Annotated in this window: 16 protein-coding genes; 15 read left to right on the forward strand and 1 reads right to left on the reverse strand. The window is 72.2% G+C overall.

Features of this window, described 5'->3' with window-relative positions:
* Positions 1 to 20 precede the first annotated feature (20 nt).
* From ABD329_RS39160 to ABD329_RS39225, 14 genes are all read left to right on the forward strand, one after another.
* Positions 21 to 989 (forward strand): sugar kinase, encoded by a 969-nt coding sequence (locus ABD329_RS39160; RefSeq protein WP_198279222.1) that lies wholly within the window; start codon positions 21 to 23, stop codon positions 987 to 989.
* Positions 990 to 1,224: 235 nt separating this feature from the next.
* A complete protein-coding gene (locus tag ABD329_RS39165) occupies positions 1,225 to 1,878 on the forward strand; it encodes a bifunctional 4-hydroxy-2-oxoglutarate aldolase/2-dehydro-3-deoxy-phosphogluconate aldolase (protein WP_198279221.1) in 654 nt (217 codons plus the stop codon).
* A 235-nt stretch (positions 1,879 to 2,113) separates the two neighbouring features.
* Positions 2,114 to 3,004 (forward strand): transporter substrate-binding domain-containing protein, encoded by an 891-nt coding sequence (locus ABD329_RS39170; protein ID WP_198279220.1) that lies wholly within the window; start codon positions 2,114 to 2,116, stop codon positions 3,002 to 3,004.
* Between the two features lie 118 nt (positions 3,005 to 3,122).
* Positions 3,123 to 3,803, forward strand: coding sequence for a TetR/AcrR family transcriptional regulator (locus ABD329_RS39175; RefSeq protein WP_198279219.1), 681 nt, complete (start codon positions 3,123 to 3,125; stop codon positions 3,801 to 3,803).
* 145 nt (positions 3,804 to 3,948) lie between these two features.
* The gene (locus ABD329_RS39180) at positions 3,949 to 4,611 is read left to right on the forward strand and encodes an HAAS signaling domain-containing protein (RefSeq protein ID WP_198279218.1); all 663 of its coding nucleotides are present in this window, start codon (positions 3,949 to 3,951) and stop codon (positions 4,609 to 4,611) included.
* Between the two features lie 229 nt (positions 4,612 to 4,840).
* Entirely contained in the window at positions 4,841 to 5,608 is a 768-nt protein-coding gene (locus ABD329_RS39185; protein ID WP_198279224.1) for a GntR family transcriptional regulator, read from the forward strand.
* Between the two features lie 228 nt (positions 5,609 to 5,836).
* On the forward strand, positions 5,837 to 6,847 hold the full coding sequence (locus ABD329_RS39190; RefSeq protein WP_441005576.1) for a sugar ABC transporter substrate-binding protein: 1,011 nt from the start codon (positions 5,837 to 5,839) through the stop codon (positions 6,845 to 6,847).
* A complete protein-coding gene (locus tag ABD329_RS39195) occupies positions 6,844 to 7,896 on the forward strand; it encodes an ABC transporter permease (protein WP_198279216.1) in 1,053 nt (350 codons plus the stop codon). Before ABD329_RS39190 ends, ABD329_RS39195 begins: the two co-directional genes overlap by 4 nt.
* On the forward strand, positions 7,893 to 8,750 hold the full coding sequence (locus ABD329_RS39200; RefSeq protein WP_198279215.1) for an ATP-binding cassette domain-containing protein: 858 nt from the start codon (positions 7,893 to 7,895) through the stop codon (positions 8,748 to 8,750). Before ABD329_RS39195 ends, ABD329_RS39200 begins: the two co-directional genes overlap by 4 nt.
* Positions 8,751 to 9,047: 297 nt before the next feature.
* Positions 9,048 to 10,202 carry an ROK family glucokinase gene (locus ABD329_RS39205; protein ID WP_020867702.1) on the forward strand — a complete coding sequence of 385 codons (1,155 nt, stop codon included), beginning with the start codon at positions 9,048 to 9,050 and terminating at the stop codon, positions 10,200 to 10,202.
* Positions 10,199 to 10,825, forward strand: coding sequence for a hypothetical protein (locus tag ABD329_RS39210; protein ID WP_246618740.1), 627 nt, complete (start codon positions 10,199 to 10,201; stop codon positions 10,823 to 10,825). The genes ABD329_RS39205 and ABD329_RS39210 overlap by 4 nt, the downstream gene beginning before the upstream one ends.
* Positions 10,826 to 10,890: 65 nt before the next feature.
* Positions 10,891 to 12,177 (forward strand): bifunctional 3-oxoadipate enol-lactonase/4-carboxymuconolactone decarboxylase PcaDC, encoded by a 1,287-nt coding sequence (gene pcaDC / locus ABD329_RS39215; protein WP_344317629.1) that lies wholly within the window; start codon positions 10,891 to 10,893, stop codon positions 12,175 to 12,177.
* Between the two features lie 72 nt (positions 12,178 to 12,249).
* Positions 12,250 to 12,897, forward strand: coding sequence for an MBL fold metallo-hydrolase (locus ABD329_RS39220; protein ID WP_198281248.1), 648 nt, complete (start codon positions 12,250 to 12,252; stop codon positions 12,895 to 12,897).
* A 42-nt stretch (positions 12,898 to 12,939) separates the two neighbouring features.
* On the forward strand, positions 12,940 to 13,719 hold the full coding sequence (locus tag ABD329_RS39225; RefSeq protein ID WP_198281247.1) for an exodeoxyribonuclease III: 780 nt from the start codon (positions 12,940 to 12,942) through the stop codon (positions 13,717 to 13,719).
* Between the two features lie 57 nt (positions 13,720 to 13,776).
* Here ABD329_RS39225 and ABD329_RS39230 read toward each other — a convergent pair whose 3' ends face one another.
* Positions 13,777 to 15,585, reverse strand: coding sequence for an SGNH/GDSL hydrolase family protein (locus ABD329_RS39230; protein ID WP_198281246.1), 1,809 nt, complete (start codon positions 15,583 to 15,585; stop codon positions 13,777 to 13,779).
* 178 nt (positions 15,586 to 15,763) lie between these two features.
* On the opposite strand from ABD329_RS39230, the gene ABD329_RS39235 reads away from it, so the two are divergent.
* Entirely contained in the window at positions 15,764 to 16,204 is a 441-nt protein-coding gene (locus tag ABD329_RS39235) for a DUF6278 family protein (protein WP_198281245.1), read from the forward strand.
* The last annotated feature ends 191 nt before the right edge of the window (positions 16,205 to 16,395 follow it).

Genomic DNA, 16,395 nt, shown 5'->3' on the forward strand with positions numbered 1-16,395 from the left:
CAGCGGACGTGCGGGGAGGCATGGTGGCGAAGGGTCCGGAAGTGGTCACGTGCGGGGAGGCAATGCTTCTCCTGCTCGCCGAACCCGGAGTTCCGCTGGACCGGGCCGTGCATTTCCGCAGGTCGGTGGCGGGGGCCGAATCCAATGTGGCCGTGGGCCTCGCCCGACTCGGCCACGGTGTGCGCTGGCTCGGCCGGGTCGGCGCCGACCCCGCGGGGGAGGCGGTGCTGCGCGAGCTGCGCGCCGACTGTGTGGACGTCGCCCACGCGATCGTGGACGACCATGCCCCCACCGGGCTGCTGATGCGCGACAGCCACGCGTACCGCGCCATTGATGTGCAGTACTACCGCATGGGCTCGGCCGCCTCCCGGCTGACGCCCGAGCAGATACGCCCCGAGGCCCTCGAAGGCACCCAACTGCTGCATCTGTCCGGCATCACGCCCATGCTCTCGCCGACCGCGGCGGCCGCGAGCCGCCGCCTGGTGGAGCTGGCCCGTGCGGCCGGGGCCAAGGTGTCCTTCGATCCGAACGTACGGCACAAGCTGGGCGGCGCGGCGCAGTGGGCCCAGACGGCGGGCCCGTTGCTGCGCGACGCCGACATCGTCCTCGCGGGGGAGGAGGAGTTGGAGCTGCTCACCGCCCAACCCGCCGACGAGGCCGCGCGGGAGCTGCTGCGCGGCGGGGCCGACGAGGTCGTGATCAAGCGCGCCGACCACTCCTCGACCGTCCTCACCGCGGACGGCGGCTGGGACCAGTCACCCCACTCGGTGCCGGTCGTCGACCCGATCGGCGCCGGTGACGGCTTCGCGGCCGGCTATCTGTCGGCGCGGCTGCGCGGTCTGCGCGTGGACCAGGCGCTCGCCGAAGCGGCGTGCGTGGCCGCCCTGGTCGTCCAGGCCGCCACCGATACGGACGGGCTGCCCACCGCCGCCGCGCGGGACCGGGCACTCGCCGAGCTGTCCAAGGGCGGGGACGCGGTGTATCGCTGAACCGACCGCGCCATCTCGACCGCGGCACCCACGGCGGCCCACCCGGAGGGCCCGGAGGCCGCGGACTCCACAACAGCACAGAGCAGCACCGGTAAGACGGACAACCCAGATACCGAGCCACCAAGCGCACACAGCACCGCGTATCGTCCACCGCACACTGAAAACGCCGCATATCCCGGAGGCGATCCGGGGCGGCATCGCCAGCAGCACCTGGGAGAGGAAGGCGGCGACCGCCGTGTACCGCTGGGAGATCACCCGGGCCGCGCTCGCGCAGCGCGTCCTCGCCATCGTCCGTAGCGACAGCTACGACCACGCCCACGCCACCGCGGACAGCCTGCTCTCCGCCGGTATCACCAGCCTGGAGATCTCGCTGACCACGCCCTTCGCCCTGGAGGCGGTCACCACCCTGATCCGGGAGGTCGGCGATGACGCGGTGATCGGCGCGGGCACGGTGCTCGATGGCGCCTCGGCCCGGATGGCGGTGGACGCGGGGGCCCGCTTCCTCGTCTCGCCGAGCCTGGACCCCGAGGTCATCCGCACCGGCCACCGCTACGGTCTGCCGGTCTTCCCCGGCGTGGCCACGCCCACCGAGGCGGTGCGCGCGATGGAGCTGGGCGCGGACGCCCTGAAGCTCTTCCCCGCCTCCGCCTACGGGCCCAGATGGGTCAGCGACGTACGGGCCGCGCTGCCGCAGGCCGCCGTGGTCCCCACCGGCGGGGTGACCCTGGCCGAGGCCCCGGACTGGGTCGCGGCCGGGGCCGTCGCCTGCGGAATGGGCTCGGCGCTGTCCGAGGGCGACCGGGACACCGTGGGCAAGCGCGCCGCCGAACTGCTGGCCCGCCTCGCGGATGTGGCGCCCCCGCTGGACCCGGCGCACGAGCCGTACTGACGACGGCGGTGCACGAGCCGTACTGACGACGGCGGTGCACGAGCCGTACTGACGACGGCGGTACACGAGCCGTACTGACGACGGCGGTACACGAGCCGTACTGACGTCCCGAGGGCGGCACGCGGCCCGTCCACCCGGTGGTCAACGGCTTCCCGTGGGCCGGGACTTCTGCCACCCTGAGCGCGCTGTGATCTTGCGGCTCGTAGCGGCCGCCCGCCCGCGCCCAGGAGGTGCCGTGAGACGTACCGTCACGCTGTCCGCCCTCGCCGCCGTGCTCGCCGCCACCGCCGCCGGTTCGGCGCTGGCCGTCGGCACGACCTCGAAACCCACCTCGACCCCGAAACCCACCTCACAGACCGAGTCGGCGACCGACTCGGCGCGGGCGAACGCCGCCGAGCGCGCCCGGCAGCGGCGCGGCACGCTGCTCGACCGGGTGCCCGAGCGCGGGGTGCTGCGGGTGTGCACCACGGGCGACTACCGGCCCTTCAGCCATCGCGACCCCAAGTCCGGCGCCTACACCGGTATTGACATCAAGATGGCCGGGGACCTCGCCAAGAGCCTGGACGCCAAGCCGCAGTACGTGCCCACCACCTGGGCCACGCTCGTGGACGACCTCGCTACCGGACGCTGCGACGTGGGCATGGGCGGGGTGTCGGTGACCCTGGCCCGCGCCCGTAAGGCGTCCTTCAGCGAGCCGTACCTCACCGACGGCAAGACGCCGATCGTGCGCTGCGAGGACAAGGACAAGTACCGGACGCTGGAGGAGATCGACCAGTCCGGCGTACGAGTCGTGGTCAACCCGGGCGGCACCAATGAGCAGTTCGCCCGGGCCCATATCAAACAGGCCACCCTCACCGTCCATCCGGACAACACGACGATCTTCGACGAGATCATCGCGGGCCGCGCCGATGTGATGATGACGGATGCCAGCGAGACCCGCTATCAGTCCGCGATCCACCCGGAGCTGTGCGCGGTCCACCCCGACGAGCCGTTCTCCTTCTCCGAGAAGGCGTACGTACTGCCGCGCGGCGACGCCCAGTTCAAGGAGTACGTCGATCAGTGGGTCCATCTGGCCACCCATGACGGTACGTACAAGAAGTACGAGGATGAGTGGATGAAGCGATGACGCGGCGGTGACGCGGCGGCGGACAGGAGTGTGACAGGGCGGCTGAAAATCTGGGCATCCCCGTACGACTCTCGCGTCCGTCGCCCTCCCGGCGGGCCCGGAGCGGGAAGATGGCCTCATGAGTCCCGCCCAGCCCGCGCGCCGCCGCTCGGACGCCGTCGCCAACCGCGCCGCCCTCCTCGACGCGGCCGAGCGGGTCCTGCTCCGCGACGGGCCCGCCGTGCCGCTGGAGGTGGTGGCGCGCGAGGCCGGGGTCGGCATCGCCACGCTGTACCGGAACTTCGCCGACCGCGAGGAGCTGTACGCGGCCGTCGTCCACCGCTCCTACGAACTCGTGGCCGCCCTCGCCCAGGAGGCCGAGGACAGCGCGGCACCGCCGCTGGACGCGCTGGCCGGTTTTCTGCACGGGCTGCTCGCCGAACGGCACCATCTCGCCCTGCCGCTGCTCGGCGCGCCCGGCCCGCTCTCGGCGGACGAGGGCGGCCTGCACTCGGCGGACGAGGCCGACCCGCTCGGTTCGCGGATCTCCCGGTCGCTGGCCGCGGTCCTGAAGCGGGGTGTCGGCGACGGCTCGATCCGCCCCGACGCCACCGCCGCCGACCTCGTGGTCACCGGCGCGATGCTCGCCCACGCCCAACTCCCGCCCGACGCCTGGGGACGCGCGGTCCGCCGTATCGCCGCGCTCGTCCTGGACGGACTGCGTGCCCGCCCCGACACCGCCCCGCTGCCCGACGGGCTCACCGGGACCGAACTGGACCGGGTCATGACCCGTGGCGCGGGGGAGGCGGCGGCCTATTAGCCTGGCCCATTAGCCTGTTGAACACAGCGGGATGCGCATTTGCGCGAATCCGGGCGCGGCCCTCGTGCGGGTGCTACACGCTGACGGATGCCGGTTGTCATGCCCCTTGGACCGGTGACCGTTTCCTCGCCCCCGGAGAGACGACATGAGCAGTCCCCTCAGCCACCCCCTCGTGCGGGCCTTTCTGTCCTCGGTCGAGCGGCAGACCGCGGCGCTTCCCGCCGCGTGGCGGGAGGAGCTGCTGGAGGACCTGCGCGAGGAGATCGTGGCGGCGCTCGCGGACGACCTCGGCGAGGACGCCGCCGGGGACGGCGATTCCGCGGAGGACGCCGCCGGGGACGGCGATTCCGTGACCGGGGATGAACGGGTGCGACAGGTGCTCGACTGGATCGGCACCCCGGAGGAGATCGCGGCGGACGCGCTGGCCGAGGAGTCCGGCAGCATCCCGCCCGAGCCGGAGGACGCCGGGGCCACCTGGGTGACGCTCGGCCTCGCCGTGCTGCCCGTACCGCTGTGCCTGGTCCCGGGCGTGGGCATACCCCTGGGGCTGGTCGCCGCCCTCGGCGCGCTCGTCCGGCTGTGGCGGTCCGCGCCCTGGGCGCGGCGCGAGAAGCGGCAGGCCACGCTGTTCGTCCTGTCGCCCCTGGTGACGGTGCCGGTGCTGGCGGTGGCGCTCTCCCTGGCGTTCGACGGGATCAGCGCCGCCTCGTTCGTGGCCTCCCTACTGATAGCGCTCACCCTGCCCGTGGTCGGCGCCATACGGCTGGCCCGGTCCGCCGCCCGGCTGCGCGAGCAGGCGGGCGTGTGACGCCTGCGGGCGGCGGCAGGCGGGCGTGTGACGCCTGCGGGCGGCGGCAAGGGGGCGTGTGACGCCCGCGGCCGCGGCTGGTGGGCGGCGTCCGCGAGCCGCGGCACCCGCACCCCGTACGACGACAGCGTTGTCGGCTCCGACTGATCACCTGTGCGTAGTTTGTCCTGACAACAGAACTTCACGACTTCCCGTCATGTGCTCATCCGGATACCCTCGGCCCGTGGCTATGGAGGAAGAAGACGCTTCGGGCGGGGCGGAGGCGCTCCAGCTCAGCGTCGACCGCAGCAGTCCGGTCCCGCTGTACTTCCAGCTGTCCCAGCAGCTCGAGGCGGCGATCGAACAGGGGCGGCTGGCGCCCGGGAGCCTGCTGGGCAACGAGATCGAGCTGGCCGGTCGGCTCGGGCTGTCCCGCCCCACCGTCCGGCAGGCCATCTCGTCGCTGGTCGACAAGGGGCTGCTGGTGCGCCGCCGGGGCGTGGGCACCCAGGTCGTACACAGCCAGGTCAAGCGCCCGCTGGAGCTGAGCAGCCTCTACGACGACCTGGAGGCGGCCGGTCAGCGCCCCGCCACCCAGGTGCTGCGGAACACCACCGAGCCCGCGACCGCCCAGGTCGCCGCCGCCCTCGGCGTCGCCGAGGGCGAGGAGGTGGTGCTGATCGAGCGGCTGCGGCTGGCGCACGGCGAGCCCATGGCCCATCTGCGCAACCACCTCCCGGTGGGCCTGCTCAAGCTGGACAGCGCCGAGCTGGAGGACACCGGGCTCTACCGGCTGATGCGCGCCGCCGGGATCACCCTGCACAGCGCCCGCCAGGCGGTCGGCGCCCGCGCGGCCACCGCCGAGGAGGGGGAGCAGCTCGGGGAGCCGGCGGGCGCGCCCCTGCTGACCATGGAGCGCACGACCTTCGACGACACCGGCCGGGCCGTGGAGTTCGGCTCCCACACCTACCGGGCCTCGCGCTACGCCTTCGAGTTCCAACTGCTCGTACGCCCCTGAGCGCCGCCGCACGCCGTGTGCCGCGCCCTTTGTCCTTGACGTGTCCCGCGTCCCCGGCTACAAGTCCTCAAGCCGTACGGGCGCCGGGGCCCTCGCCCACCCCGGCAGCCCCGGCGATGACCGGTGACGGATACTTGGGCGGCGGCCGGGACCGATCATGCGGTGCCCGGCCGTGAAGGTGACAGCGGGACGAACACACAGTGAGAAGGGCGGGTCTTCGTGGCGACGGTGCGGAGAGGGGCACGCGCGACGACCGCCGCCGTGCTCGCGGCGGTGCTGGGTACGGCGTTGGCCGGGTGCAGCGATACGGGCGGCAAGCGGGCCGAGGAGCGGGCCGCCCGGGAGGCGAACGCCGGGGGACGGGCGGCGGTCAACACCCCGAAGTGGACCTTCGCGATGGTCACCCACTCCGGAGACGGGGACACCTTCTGGGACATCGTCCAGAGCGGCGCCAAGCAGGCCGCGGTCAAGGACAACATCAAGTTCCTCTACGCCCACAACGAGGAGGGCAAGGAGCAGGCCCAGCTGGTCCAGTCCTACATCGACCAGAAGGTCGACGGCCTGATCGTCACCCTGGCCAAGCCCGACGCCATGAAGTCCGTGGTGAACAAGGCCCGCAAGGCCGGGATACCGGTGATCACCGTCAACTCCGGCGCCGAGGTGTCCAAGGCGTTCGGCGCGCTCACCCACATCGGCCAGGACGAGACCATCGCGGGCGAGGCCGTCGGGGACGAGCTCAACAAGCGGGGTCAGAAGAAGGCGCTGTGCGTGCTCCACGAGCAGGGCAACGTCGGCCTCGAGCAGCGCTGCGACGGCGCGGCCAAGACCTTCGACGGCAAGATGGAGAAGATCTACGTCGAGGGCACCAACATGCCCGATGTGCAGTCCTCGATCGAGGCCAAGCTCCAGTCGGACAAGGGCATCGACACCGTGCTGACCCTCGGCGCGCCCTTCGCGGACACCGCCGCCAAGGCCGCCGACCAGGCGGGCAGCGAGGCCGAGATCGACACCTTCGACCTCAACGCCAAGGTCGCCGCCGCGCTCCAGGACGACAAGCTCGGCTTCGCCGTGGACCAGCAGCCGTATCTCCAGGGCTATGAGGCCGTGGATCTGCTGTGGCTCAACCGCTACAACGCCGATGTGCTCGGTGGCGGCAAGCCGGTGCTCACCGGTCCGCAGATCATCACCAAGGACGACGCCGCCGAGCTCGCGTCGTACACGAAGCGGGGGACCCGATGAGCGCGGAGGCACCGCCCGCCGAGGAGACGCTCTCGAGCCCCCGGCCGGTGCGCGGCTCGCTGCCGCGCCGGCTGGTGGGCCGTCCGGAGCTGGGCGCGGTCGTCGGCGCCGTCGCCGTCTTCGTCTTCTTCTCGGTCGTCGCCGACGCCTTCCTCCAGTGGTCCAGCTTCAGCACCGTGCTGTACGCCTCCTCGACCATCGGGATCATGGCGGTGCCGGTGGCGCTGCTGATGATCGGCGGGGAGTTCGATCTGTCCACCGGGGTCCTGGTGACCAGCTCGGCGCTGATCTCCTCGATGTTCTCGTACCAGATGACGGCGAACGTCTGGGTCGGCGTCGGGGTGTCCCTGCTGGCCACCCTCGCGATCGGCTTCTTCAACGGCTATCTGCTGGTCCGCACCAACCTGCCGAGCTTCATCATCACCCTCGGCACCTTCCTGATCCTCCAGGGCTGCAATCTCGGCTTCACCAAGCTGATCAGCGACACCGTCTCCACCAAGAGCATCTCCGACATGGAGGGCTTCCCCTCCGCCCACAAGGTCTTCGCCTCGCATCTGACCATCGGGGACGTCGAAGTGCAGATCACCGTCCTGTGGTGGTTCGCCCTGATCGCGCTCGCCACCTGGATCCTGCTGCGCACCCGCGCCGGGAACTGGATCTTCGCGGTGGGTGGCGCCAAGGAGGCGGCCCGCGCGGTCGGCGTGCCCGTGGAGCGCACCAAGATCGGCCTCTATCTGGGCGTCGCGCTGGCCGCCTGGATCTCCGGCCAGCATCTGCTGTTCAACTACGACGTCGTCCAGTCCGGCGAGGGCGTGGGCAATGAGCTGCTCTACATCATCGCGGCCGTCATCGGCGGCTGTCTGCTGACCGGCGGCTACGGCTCGGCGGTCGGCGCGGCCGTCGGCGCGTTCATCTTCGGCATGACCAACAAGGGCATCGTCTACGCGCAGTGGGGCGCCGACTGGTTCAAGTTCTTCCTCGGGGCGATGCTGCTGCTCGCCACGCTGCTCAACTGGTGGGTCCGCAAGCGGGCGGAGGAGAGCAAATGAGTGTGTCCAAGACATCCATGGCATCTCAGGCATCTCCGGCACCCCGGGCGGCCCTGGTCGCGCTGAACGACATCAGCAAGTACTACGGCAACGTGAAGGCCCTGGAGGGCGTCTCCCTCGAGGTGTACGCCGGGGAGATCACCTGCGTCCTCGGGGACAACGGCGCGGGCAAGTCCACCCTCATCAAGATCGTCGCCGGGCTGCACCAGCACGACGGCGGCACCCTCGCCATCGAGGGGGAGGAGACCCGGCTGGGCTCCCCGCGCGAGGCCCTCGACCGCGGGATCGCCACGGTCTACCAGGACCTCGCCGTGGTCCCGCTGATGCCGGTGTGGCGGAACTTCTTCCTGGGCTCGGAGATCCACAAGGGCCGCGGACCGCTCCGCCGCCTCGATGTGGAGGCGATGCGCACCACGACCCACCGCGAACTGCTGCGCATGGGCATCGATCTGCGCGATGTCGACCAGCCCATCGGCACCCTCTCCGGCGGCCAGCGCCAGTGCGTGGCCATCGCCCGCGCCGTCCACTTCGGCGCGAAGGTGCTCATCCTGGACGAGCCCACGGCGGCGCTGGGCGTCAAGCAGTCCGGGGTCGTGCTCAAGTACGTCGCGGCCGCCCGGGACGCGGGCCTCGGCGTGGTCCTCATCACCCACAACCCGCACCACGCCTATCTCGTCGGGGACCGCTTCGTGCTGCTCAAGCGCGGCGCCATGGCGGGCAGCCACGCCAAGGACGAGATCGCCCTGGAGGAGCTCACCCGGCAGATGGCGGGCGGCAGCGAGCTGGAGCAGCTCAGCCATGAGCTGGCCCGCACCCCGGCCCCCGATCTGTCGGGAGGGGTCGCCAAGGGCTGAGCCGGTTCGCCGAGGGGTGAGCGAGGTCGAGCGGGGTCGCCGAGGGTTGAGCGGGTTCGCCAATGGCTGAGCGGCCGGGTCGTCGGCCGTGTTCCGGTGGGCCCCGGGGGCCGCGCGCCGTAGGCTCGCCATGCGGCATGAGGCGCGGGTGAGGCACAATCGCACGGCGGGCCACACCCGCCACGACCGACGCACCCGAGGCCGCGCGGCCTCCCGAGACCCCCGCAGGGACGACGAACTCTTGCGAGCACGTACCCGCAGCGACCGCACCCCCCGCACCGGCGAGGGGGCCGGCCGATGAGCATCTACCGCGAACGAGTGCACCGGGGCTCGGCCCGGGCCACCGTGCTGCGGACCGTCGGCACCCGTGAGCGCCGCTCGCACCTCAGCGCGCCCCGGGTGCCCACGGTCGGCATCGACATCGGCGGCACCAAGGTGATGGCCGGGGTCGTCGATGCCGACGGCAACATCCTCGAGAAGCTGCGCACCGAGACCCCGGACAAGTCCAAGAGCCCCAAGGTCGTCGAGGACACCATCACCGAGCTGGTGCTGGACCTCTCCGACCGGCACGATGTGCACGCCGTGGGTATCGGTGCCGCGGGCTGGGTGGACGCCGACCGCAACCGCGTGCTGTTCGCCCCGCACCTGTCCTGGCGCAACGAACCGCTGCGCGACCGGCTCGCGGAGCGGCTGGCCGTCCCGGTCCTGGTCGACAACGACGCCAACGCCGCCGCGTGGGCGGAGTGGCGGTTCGGCGCCGGACGCGACGAGGACCATCTCGTCATGATCACCCTCGGCACCGGGATCGGCGGCGCGATCCTGGAGGACGGCCAGGTCAAGCGCGGCAAGTACGGGGTTGCCGGGGAATTCGGCCATATGCAGGTCGTCCCGGCCGGCCATCGCTGCCCGTGCGGCAACCGCGGCTGCTGGGAGCAGTACAGCTCCGGCAACGCCCTGGTCCGCGAGGCCCGTGAACTGGCCGCCGCCGAATCGCCGGTGGCCTACGGGATCAACGACCGGGTCGGCGGCAACATCCAGGAGATCACCGGGCCGCTGATCACCGAGCTGGCCCGCCAGGGCGACGCCATGTGCGTCGAACTGCTCCAGGACATCGGCCAGTGGCTCGGCGTCGGCATCGCCAATCTCGCCGCCGCCCTCGACCCCTCCTGCTTCGTCATCGGCGGCGGCGTCAGCGCCGCCGACGACCTGCTGATCGACCCCGCCCGGAACGCCTTCCGGCGCACCCTCACCGGCCGCGGCTACCGGCCGGAGGCCCGGATCGTCAAGGCGCAGCTGGGCCCCGAGGCCGGGATGGTCGGCGCCGCCGACCTCGCCCGGCTGGTCGCCCGCCGCTTCCGCCGCGCCAACCGCCGTCGCGTCGAGCGCTACGAGCGCGCCGGGTCCTCCTCCCCGCTGCGGCTGGCGCCGCGCAGTCAGGCAGGCCGCGAATGACCGCCGCCGACCAGCGGCCCGGCGCCGCGATGCCCCCGGCCGACGGTATGCGCCCGGGCGGGCCCACACCGGGCGGGCCGATGTCCGGCGGGCCCGTGCCCGGCGGCGGCCGCCCGCCCCGCCGCTGGCTCAAGATCATTGTCATCTTCCTGCTGATCGCGATCCCGGCGGGCTACCTGGTGATCTCCGCCATCCAGAGCCGCAACGGCGGTGAGGACAAGGCGGAGGCGGCGTCGGCCAAGGGCCTCAGCGCGGGTTATCCGACCCGGGTGCAGCGACGCATATACGACGTGCCGGTGCCGCCGTACTCCAAGAAGGTCGCCTTCTACGAGACCAACTCCTGGAAGGTCAGCTCGCTGTACGTGCAGTTCGTCACGGACCGCGACGGCCTCGACTCGTTCCTGAAGAAGCTCGGCACCCGCCGCTCCGCCCTGGACAAGGGCGAGGTGACCATCACCAAGGAGCAGGCCGGGAAGGTCGGTTGGCAGGTCGGAGAACCCGGTCACGACTGGGCGGGGATGTTCATCAAGCGACAAGATCCGCAACCCAAGCTGAGGATCACGGTCAAGTTCGATAACCCGGCGCATCCGAAGGTTTACGTGGTCTCCACGGTCACGCCGTAAGTCCTTCACCTTCCGGGCGCATCGCGCCCGAAAACCCCGCCACCCGTGTCGGATACCGTTTTCGGGTGAGCGAGACGAAGACACTTCAGTACCGGACCGACGGCCCCGAGGACGGGCCCGTGCTCGTCCTCGGACCGTCGCTGGGCACCACCTGGCACATGTGGGACCGCCAGATACCCGAGCTCTCCCGCCACTGGCGCGTCCTCCGCTTCGACCTCCCCGGCCACGGCGGCGCCCCCGCCCATCCGGCCCCCTCCGTGGCGGAGCTCGCCGCCCGGCTGCTGGCCACCCTCGACCAGCTCGGCGTCGAGCGCTTCGGCTACGCGGGCTGCTCGATCGGCGGGGCCATCGGCGCCGAACTGGCCCTGCGACATCCCCATAGAGTGGGCTCACTCGCCCTCGTCGCCGCCTCCCCGCGCTTCGGCACCGCCGACTCCTTCCGGCAGCGCGGCGTCGTGGTCCGCACCAACGGCCTCGACCCGATCGCCCGCGCCACCCCCGAGCGCTGGTTCACCCCCGGCTTCGCCGCCGCCCAGCCCGCCATCGTCGAGTGGGCCGTCCAGATGGTCCGCACCACCGACCCCGGTTGCTACATCGCCGCCTGCGAGGCCCTCGCCGCGTTCGACATCCGCGCCGAGCTCAGCCGGATCGGCGTCCCCACCCTCGTGGTGGCCGGCGCCGACGACCAGGTCACCCCGGCCGCCGACGCCCGCGTCCTGGTCGCCGGGATCGCCGACGCACGGCTCGCGCTGGTTCCCGGCGCCTCCCATCTCACCCCGGTCGAGCAGCCGATGGCCGTCACCGATCTGCTGGTGCGCCACTTCTCCAGCTCCTGGCAGAGCCCGGACCACTCGACCGGGATGACCGCGATCCCCGCGCCCCCGCCCAAGCCCGTGCTCTCGCCGATGCCGCCCGGCGCCGAGGTCGTCGGTCTCGGCCACAACGTGCCCGAACCGCTGCTGGACGCCCGCGCCGACGCGTACGACCAGGGCATCAAGGTGCGCCGCGAGGTGCTCGGCGACGCCCATGTGGACCGGGCGCAGTCCCTGGCCGACGAGTTCACCGGCGACTTCCAGGACTTCATCACCCGCTACGCCTGGGGCGAGGTGTGGACCCGGCCCGGAATCGACCGGCGGATCCGCAGCGTGGTCACCCTCACCGCCCTCGCCGCCCGCGGCCACCTCGACGAACTCGCCTTCCACACCCGGGCCGCGCTGCGCAACGGGCTCACCCCCACCGAGATCAAGGAGGTGCTGCTGCACACCGGCGTCTACTGCGGGGTGCCGACGGCGAACTCCGCCTTCGCCGTGGCCCAGCGGATCATCCGCGAGGAGACCAGCCCCGAGGGCTGAGCCCGGAGGCTGAGCGGAAAGGCCCCGCGGGCCAGTGCGGTCAACGGGGGCCGCGGTAGCACAATGATCTCCATGAAGCTCACCAAGAAGGGCCATGCCTGCGTCCGGATCGAGAAGGACGGGCAGACGCTCGTCATCGACCCCGGAGCCTTCAGCGAAGCGGACGCCGCGGTCGGCGCGGACGCGATCCTGGTCACCCACGAGCACCTCGACCACTTTGACGAGGAGCGGCTGCGCACGGCGCTCGACGCCAACCCCGCCGCCCAGATCTGGACGCTCCACAGCGTCGCCCACCACATCTCCGCGGCCTTCCCCGGGCGGGTGAACACCATCGGGGAGGGCGACAGCTTCACCGCGGCGGGCTTCGACATCGAGGTCCACGGCCAGCTGCACGCCATCATCCACCCCGATATCCCCCGGATCACCAATGTGGGCTATCTGCTGGACGGCACGCTCTTCCACCCCGGTGACGCCCTTACCGTGCCCGCCGGGCACCGGGTGGACACGCTGATGCTGCCGGTGCACGCGCCCTGGAACAAGTTCGCCGAGATCCTCGACTACGTCCGCGCGGTCGGCCCGCGCCGGGCCATCGACATCCACGACGCCCTGCTGTCCGACGTCGCGCACACGGTCTACGGGCGGATGCTCGGCCCCGAGGGCCCCGGCACGGAAGGCGCCGAGCACCTGCGGCTCACCCCGGGCGAATCCCTCACCCTCTGAGGGCCGGACCCGCTGTCGGACCCGGGATGTAGGTTGTGCCCTATGCGCATCGCGACCTGGAACGTCAATTCGATCACCGCCCGGCTGCCCCGGCTGCTGGCCTGGCTGGAGAGCAGCGGCACGGACGTCCTGTGCGTCCAGGAGACCAAGTGCGCCGAGTCCGCCTTTCCGCACGAGCCGCTGCGCGAGCTCGGCTACGAGGCCGCGGTCAACGCCACCGGCCGGTGGAACGGAGTGGCACTGCTCTCCAAGGCCGGGCTCGCGGACGTCACCGTGGGCCTCCCCGGCGGGCCGGACTACGACGGCGGACAGGAGCCGCGGGCGATAGGCGCCACCTGCGGCCCGGTCCGCCTCTGGTCGGTCTATGTGCCCAACGGCCGGGAGATCGGCCACCCCCACTACGACTACAAGCTGCGCTGGCTGGAGGCGCTGCGCACGGCCGTCGCCGGGGACGCGGCCGGTGAGCGCCCCTTCGCGGTCCTGGGCGACTTCAATGTGGCGCCGACCGACGAGGACGTCTGGGACCGCTCCGCCTTCGACGGGCTGACCCATGTGACGGACCTGGAGCGCGAGGCCCTGGCGGCGCTGCGCGAGTCGGGTCTTTCGGACGTGGTGCCCCGGCCGCTGAAGTACGACCGCCCCTTCACCTACTGGGACTACCGCGAGCTGGGCTTCCCCAAGAACCGGGGCATGCGCATCGACCTGGTCTACGGGAACGAGACGTTCGCCAAGGCGGTCGGCGACGCGTATGTGGACCGCGAGGAGCGCAAGGGCAAGGGCGCCTCCGACCACGCCCCGGTCGTCGTCGACCTGGAGGTGTGACCCCGCGGCGGGATGTCCTGGCGAGGAGGGGGAGCCCCGGAGGCTCCCCCTACCCGGTTACCCGGTCAGCTTCCGCAGGTCGATCGACTCCGCCATCGCCCGCAACCCCGCGTCGCCCGGGTGCAGATGATCCCCGCTGTCATAGGCGGGCAGGATCCGCGCCGGGTGCTCGGGGTCCCGTACCACCGCGTCGAAGTCCAGCACGGCGTCGAACACCCCGCCGTTGTCCCGGATGAAGGCGTTGACGGCCGAGCGCCGCGCGTCCGCGTCCGCCGTGCACAGCGACTCGCCCTCGCACGGGGCGATGGTCGCCCCGACCACCCGCAGCCCGCGCTCCCGCATCCGCGCCGCGACCGACCGCAGCCCCGTGATCAGCTCCTCGGCCGAGCTGCCCCACCGCAGATCGTTGATGCCCTGGAAGACGACGACCGTACGGGCCCCGGTCTGGGCGAGCACATCCCGCTCCAGCCGGTGCTGGCTGCTGACCCCGCCGGTGTCCGTGGAGACGCCCTCGCCCGGATAGCGGTCGGCCACCACGCGGTTGGCGGAGATGCCCGCGTTGAGCACCCCGTACGCCGGGACCTCGGACTGGCCCCGCAGCCGCCGCGCGAGCACATCGGGCCAGCGGCGGTTGGCGTCGTTGGTGGACTTGGTGCCGTCGGTGATCGAGTCGCCGAGGGCCACCACCGAACCCGGGCCGCCCCGCACATCGACCCCGGTCAGGAACGGCCAGGTGGTGAGGGTGCCGGTGTAGGACTCGGCGCCCGGCTCGGCCGTCCGGTCACCGCTGCCCGCCGCGCTCAGATACGACCGCTGGGTGGCCTGGCTGTGCACCGGCACCGCCGCGACCGGACCCGGCAGATGGATGCTCACCAGCAGATTGGCGTCCGCCGGAACCGGGAAGTCCACCGGATCGCTGAACACCTGCGCGCCCGCGGGGATCGAGGCCCCCGGCCGCCCGCCGAAGGTCAGCGGCACCGGTGACCCCTGCGCCGCCGCGCCGCTCGCCTGGAGCGCGACCGTCGCATGCCCGATCTCCACGGGCGCCGCGGCGAATGTGTTCTCCAGCCGGACCCGGGCCCTCGGCCCGCCCGCGCTGGTGTGCACCACCAGCCGCAGCGTCTGATCGGTCCACGGCCCGACCTTGGTGTACCCGGCGGTGCTCGCCGCCCAGCTCCCGGTCCAGCCGTACGCGGGCTGCCGCAGCGACGCGGCGAAGACATGGAGGTCGGCCGCCGGGCCCGGGTCCCTCGGCAGCACCACCGACGTGACCTCGTGGCCGCGCTCCAACGGCACCGTCACCGCGTACAGCCGGGCCGTCTCCTGCCGCTGCCCGGCGGCGGTGTTGAGATGGGGGAGGCCCACGGCCTTGGTGGCGGCGGGGCCCGCCCGCCAGTCCGGCGCGCTCAGCGTGTACGGATGGCTCGACCCGTCGCGGTAGCGCACCGTTCCGACGCCGCTCGCTCCGGCGCCGGGCCCGTTCGGCGAACTGCTCGCCACCAGGAAGGTGAGCGCCTCGCCCCGGCCGCGCAGCCGCACCGCCTGACCGTCGGCGATCACATTGTCCGGCCGTGCCCCCGCACTCCGCGGCCAGGTCAGCCGCACCGCGTCCAGGGCGATATCGCGCCCCGGGGTCCAGCCGGCGGCCCGCAGGTCCTGCGCGGAGAGCGAGGCGCCCGCGCCGTCGAAGTCGGCGTCACCCGGGCGGGTGTCATCGCTGACCGCCCGGTTGTCGAAAAGCCGCTCCAGAGGGAGCGGCTTGTGGGTCGGCACACTGGCCGGTGCGGCGGAGGAGGGTGCGATGAGTGCGAGTGTGACACCTCCCGCGACGATCCCGGCGGTTGTCCACGGTCTCGCGACGCGCATATGTGTCCCCTCTCGCAACCAACCCGACCGGTGATTCGACAGGTGCCCGGAGAACGTATGGAGGCAGATGGGTGTCGTCAAGACAAGCATCGGGTCACGGCTCACAACTGGCATCCGGTCACAGCTCATACCGCGCGCCCTGTGGTGCGCCGGTGGCCTGGATGCCACGCTGAGCGGTATGAACATCTCCTTCTTGGGCAACTGGCGCAAGCGACGTGGCCCCGCCTCGGGCGCGGCCCTGATGGGTGCCCAGGAGGAGGACCCCCAGGGCGTCGCCCAACTGCTCTCCGAATGCGAACTCCTGCGTGCGCGGGCCTCCGACGCGGGCATCGGGCTCGATGACTCCACGGCCTCCCTGGAAGCGCTGGACCAGATGGCGCCGCGCTGGCGCGACGACCCGGACGAGCTTCCCTGGCTCGGTAACGACGCCGGTCTCTACCTGGGCACGGTCATCGTCCGCACCGTCCCCGGGGCCGTCTGGCAGGTGTGGCCCGACGGCCGACCCGTCGTCAGGCTGGCCTCCGGCCGCGAGGTCGACGTCGTGGAGGCCGGCCAGCAATGGGCCGCCGACGGCGCCCCCGAACTGTGCCAGCGCTACGCGGAGGTCGCCGAGGCCTAGGGCGCGTCCGGCGGATCTTTCCCCTCCCCGCCCCTTCCCGAAACCGGGGCTCCGCCCCAGACCCCGAAACCGGGGCTCCGCCCCGTACCCCGTGCCGGGGCTCCGCCCCGTACCCCGTGCCGGGGCTCCGCCCCGTACCCCGTGCCGGGGCTCCGCCCCGTACCCCGTGCCGGGGCTCCGCCCCGTACCCC

Source organism: Streptomyces javensis (assembly GCF_039525925.1).
GTDB lineage: Bacteria > Actinomycetota > Actinomycetes > Streptomycetales > Streptomycetaceae > Streptomyces > Streptomyces asiaticus.

Bases quoted from the DNA above. Each gene is read 5' to 3' on its own strand.
- ABD329_RS39235 (WP_198281245.1), top strand. From the start codon at position 15,764: ATGAACATCTCCTTCTTGGGCAACTGGCGCAAGCGACGTGGCCCCGCC.
- ABD329_RS39175 (WP_198279219.1), top strand. From the start codon at position 3,123: ATGAGTCCCGCCCAGCCCGCGCGCCGCCGCTCGGACGCCGTCGCCAAC.
- ABD329_RS39160 (WP_198279222.1), top strand. From the start codon at position 21: ATGGTGGCGAAGGGTCCGGAAGTGGTCACGTGCGGGGAGGCAATGCTT.
- ABD329_RS39230 (WP_198281246.1), bottom strand. From the start codon at position 15,585: ATGCGCGTCGCGAGACCGTGGACAACCGCCGGGATCGTCGCGGGAGGT.
- ABD329_RS39210 (WP_246618740.1), top strand. From the start codon at position 10,199: ATGACCGCCGCCGACCAGCGGCCCGGCGCCGCGATGCCCCCGGCCGAC.
- ABD329_RS39220 (WP_198281248.1), top strand. From the start codon at position 12,250: ATGAAGCTCACCAAGAAGGGCCATGCCTGCGTCCGGATCGAGAAGGAC.
- ABD329_RS39205 (WP_020867702.1), top strand. From the start codon at position 9,048: ATGAGCATCTACCGCGAACGAGTGCACCGGGGCTCGGCCCGGGCCACC.
- ABD329_RS39225 (WP_198281247.1), top strand. From the start codon at position 12,940: ATGCGCATCGCGACCTGGAACGTCAATTCGATCACCGCCCGGCTGCCC.
- ABD329_RS39185 (WP_198279224.1), top strand. From the start codon at position 4,841: ATGGAGGAAGAAGACGCTTCGGGCGGGGCGGAGGCGCTCCAGCTCAGC.
- ABD329_RS39195 (WP_198279216.1), top strand. From the start codon at position 6,844: ATGAGCGCGGAGGCACCGCCCGCCGAGGAGACGCTCTCGAGCCCCCGG.
- ABD329_RS39200 (WP_198279215.1), top strand. From the start codon at position 7,893: ATGAGTGTGTCCAAGACATCCATGGCATCTCAGGCATCTCCGGCACCC.
- ABD329_RS39180 (WP_198279218.1), top strand. From the start codon at position 3,949: ATGAGCAGTCCCCTCAGCCACCCCCTCGTGCGGGCCTTTCTGTCCTCG.